This window comes from Alcanivorax sp. (genome assembly GCF_014762765.1).
Classification (GTDB): Bacteria; Pseudomonadota; Gammaproteobacteria; order Pseudomonadales; family Alcanivoracaceae; genus Alcanivorax.
In genome coordinates this window covers 1-2,831 of record NZ_JABURH010000134.1, presented here as the reverse complement: position 1 = coordinate 2,831, position 2,831 = coordinate 1, and the positions used below count along the sequence as shown (strand labels likewise).

Below are 2,831 nucleotides of genomic sequence, written 5' to 3'. Positions count from 1 at the left end.
CCGGCCAGGAAGAAGCCGCTGTGGATGGCGACGGTCAGTAGCCCCAGACCAGCCAGGAACTTATGGCAAAGTCGTTGATGGGGGCTGTGGGTGGCGACTTGCAGGAAGGCCAGTAGCACCAGAGCGATGATGGGCAGGTTCAGTATCAGGTTGAGTTGATTGCCACCGGGCAGATGGAAAAGATTCCACTCGTGCCAGTAGGCGGCATCGATCTGATGGGTAAGCAGGACGGTGCTGTTAAGCAGGAAAAGGGTCTGTGGCAGGTCGGGTTTCATGGCAGCTCTCCAGTGTCACTGCCATAAAACCCGTTATGGAGAGGGAATGCCATTACCTCTCAGGTAAGGGGCTATTCCCCGTCGCGAAACTGTATCTGCAACCCCGCCAGGAAATTGCGCAGGATCTGGTCTTTGCATTCCCGGTAATGCTTGTGGCCAGGCTTGCGGAAAAAGGCGCTCAGTTCGTGTTTGCTCATGCGGAAGTTGGCCAGCTCCAGAATGGCCAGCACGTCCTCGGCCTGCAGGTTCAACGCAATTTTCAGTTTCATGAAGATCATGTTGTTGGTCAGCCGGGATTCGGGCTCCGGTTGCGGGCCGGGCTTTTTGCCGCGCAGGGCATTGATAAGACCATTGAGAAAGATTGCCAGGGTGCGGTCGTTGCACTTCTGGAAGGCCGGATCGTCATCTTTTTTCAGCCAGTCGCTGATCTGTTCCCGGGTCACGGTTTCGCCGGCTTCGGCGAAGACACCGATCATGCGGCTATCGTCAAAGTCGAAGATATAGCGAGCGCGGCGCAGAACGTCATTATTGAGCATGGAAAACCTGTAGTGAGCGGCAGGAGAGGGCGTGGCGCCCATGTTACAGGGAACCGGTAACCGGGACACGCCCCTATTGTTCTGGCTTACGGAGTTCAGGCTTACGGGGTGAAAATTTTCAGCCCGACAATACCTGCCAGAATCAGCCCCAGGCACAGCAAACGCGGCGCGTTGACGGCATCCTGGAACAGCAGAATGCCCAGCAGCACGGTGCCGATGGTGCCCATGCCGGTCCACACCGCGTAGGTGGTGCCTACGGGCAGGGTCTGCATGGCTTTGGCCAATAGCCAGAAGCTGGCGGCCATGCCGATGACGGTTAACAGGGAAGGAAGCGGGCGGGTAAAGCCGTGGCTGGCTTTCAATCCTAACGCCCAGCCGGATTCGAGGATGCCGGCGAGAATGACCAGAACCCATGCCATGATAAAACTCCTGCATGGGGTCGTCCCCTGGCAGGCTTTTCAACAGCCTGCCCGTGGATGCCGTGATCGAGGTCGTCCTCGGGCACCGGATTGGTGATTGTATCAAGCTCTTGGAAGTGGGCAAGGAAGGAAAAGTTCCCCCGATCTGTCAGCGGGCGGTTACCCGGGCGATCCATTTTTTGGTGGGCATCTGAAACAGCCGTTGGCTTTCCGTCTGACATTTCTTCAGCAGACGTTTTTCCCGCCCGTGGATGGCATCCAGGGTATGGGCCAGGTCTTTCTGCTTCTCGATGGCGTGGCTGTGTGCCAGCACATGCTCGCGGAGCATGTGCAGGTCGTGGAGTTTGCCCAGTTTCTTGCCCAGGCGCTCCAGGTCCGCATCGTGGCAGGGTGTGTGGATGTTCTGATCCGCCAGGGCCTGCTGCTGATAGAGCAGGTACTTCGCCCATTTGCGCAGGTCATGCCAGGGTTGCGGGTCGCTGCCGCCCTGGGCCTTGATGGTGCGATTGCGGCACTGCTTGTAGGTGCGCGCCAGACCACTGACCAGCAACTCATGGTCGCTGATGCTCAGGGCCAGCGACTGCCAATATTGCTGGTCCTGGGCGAAGGCGGTGATGGCTTCCTGATGGTGGTGGGTTTCCGGCTGCAGGTCGGTGTCGCTGAACAGTGTGCTTGCCACCCGGCTCAGGGAATGTCGGCGGGGCTTGTCGGCCTTACTGGCCAGTTTCTGCAGCGTGGCGGCCATGACGTGGTTGTCGCGGGCGCCGGCCAGCAGCCGGGCGGCACTGCGGATGCCGTGATCAAAGGCGCGGTGGTCGTCGCGGCTGAGCCAGGGGCGCAGCAGTTGCCATTGGGCGCGCAGCCGTTTCACGGCCACCCGGCAGTCGTGCACGGCATTGGCGGGTAAGGGTTGATGCTGCAGATCTGCCAGTGCCTGCGCATTAATGCGGATGGCCTGCTGGCATAGCCGTTCAACCAGGGTGTTCTCGTCCATGGTTCCCTCCGTCCTCCTCCTGAGTCTGTCGGGGCATTATGACTACGTCGTGATGACCTGCGGCAATCTGCGAATTCACTCGTTGTCGCGTTGACAGTTTTCTTCCACCCAGTAGAGCTGCTTGTGCCCCAGGGCTTCATAGTGCCGGCGGGCCTGTTCTGCTGCCTGGCGACTCGGGTAGTCAGCCACTCTGGCCCTGATGCCGTTATCGTCCTGGCGCCAGAGGGTAAAGCGGTGCTCAGTCATCGGCCCACTGGTTGAAGGGCGTGCTGCTCAGCGCGCTGTTGTAATAGCGGGGATCGCCGGTGACTTCTTTGCCCAGCCAGTCGGGTTTGTCGAAGGGGGTGTCTTCACTGGGCAGTTCGATTTCAGCAACGATGAGCCCATCGTTGTCACCATGGAAGACATCAATTTCCCAGCACAGCTCGCCCTGGGGCAGGCGGTAGCGGGTCTTGTCGATGACGCCGGCGTTGCACAGCTCATCCAGCATTTGCCGGGCGTCTTCCTCAGGCACCGGGTATTCGAATTCACTGCGGGTGGCGCCCACGGTTTTACCCTTGATGGTCAACCAGCCGGTGGTGCCGGCAATGCGAACGCGTACGGTGGC

The 2,831-nt window shown here is 59.7% G+C and carries 6 protein-coding genes; all 6 read right to left on the bottom strand.

Annotation, left to right across the window (positions count from 1 at the left end; all coding sequences use genetic code 11):
* A partial coding sequence (locus tag HUJ17_RS09435; RefSeq protein WP_290510454.1) for a DUF6713 family protein occupies positions 1–275 on the bottom strand: 275 nt, incomplete at its 3' end.
* A 71-nt stretch (positions 276–346) separates the two neighbouring features.
* Complete coding sequence (locus tag HUJ17_RS09430; protein ID WP_290510453.1) at positions 347–811, bottom strand: DUF1456 family protein; 465 nt, start codon at positions 809–811, stop codon at positions 347–349.
* 101 nt (positions 812–912) lie between these two features.
* Positions 913–1,230 carry a multidrug efflux SMR transporter gene (locus tag HUJ17_RS09425; protein WP_103917984.1) on the bottom strand — a complete coding sequence of 106 codons (318 nt, stop codon included), beginning with the start codon at positions 1,228–1,230 and terminating at the stop codon, positions 913–915.
* Positions 1,231–1,378: 148 nt separating this feature from the next.
* The gene (locus HUJ17_RS09420) at positions 1,379–2,224 is read right to left on the bottom strand and encodes a CHAD domain-containing protein (protein ID WP_290510452.1); all 846 of its coding nucleotides are present in this window, start codon (positions 2,222–2,224) and stop codon (positions 1,379–1,381) included.
* Between the two features lie 75 nt (positions 2,225–2,299).
* Positions 2,300–2,470, bottom strand: coding sequence for a hypothetical protein (locus tag HUJ17_RS09415; protein ID WP_290510451.1), 171 nt, complete (start codon positions 2,468–2,470; stop codon positions 2,300–2,302).
* Positions 2,463–2,831 (bottom strand): CYTH domain-containing protein (locus HUJ17_RS09410; protein WP_290510450.1); only part of this gene is annotated, 369 nt, incomplete at its 5' end. The genes HUJ17_RS09415 and HUJ17_RS09410, both read right to left, overlap by 8 nt.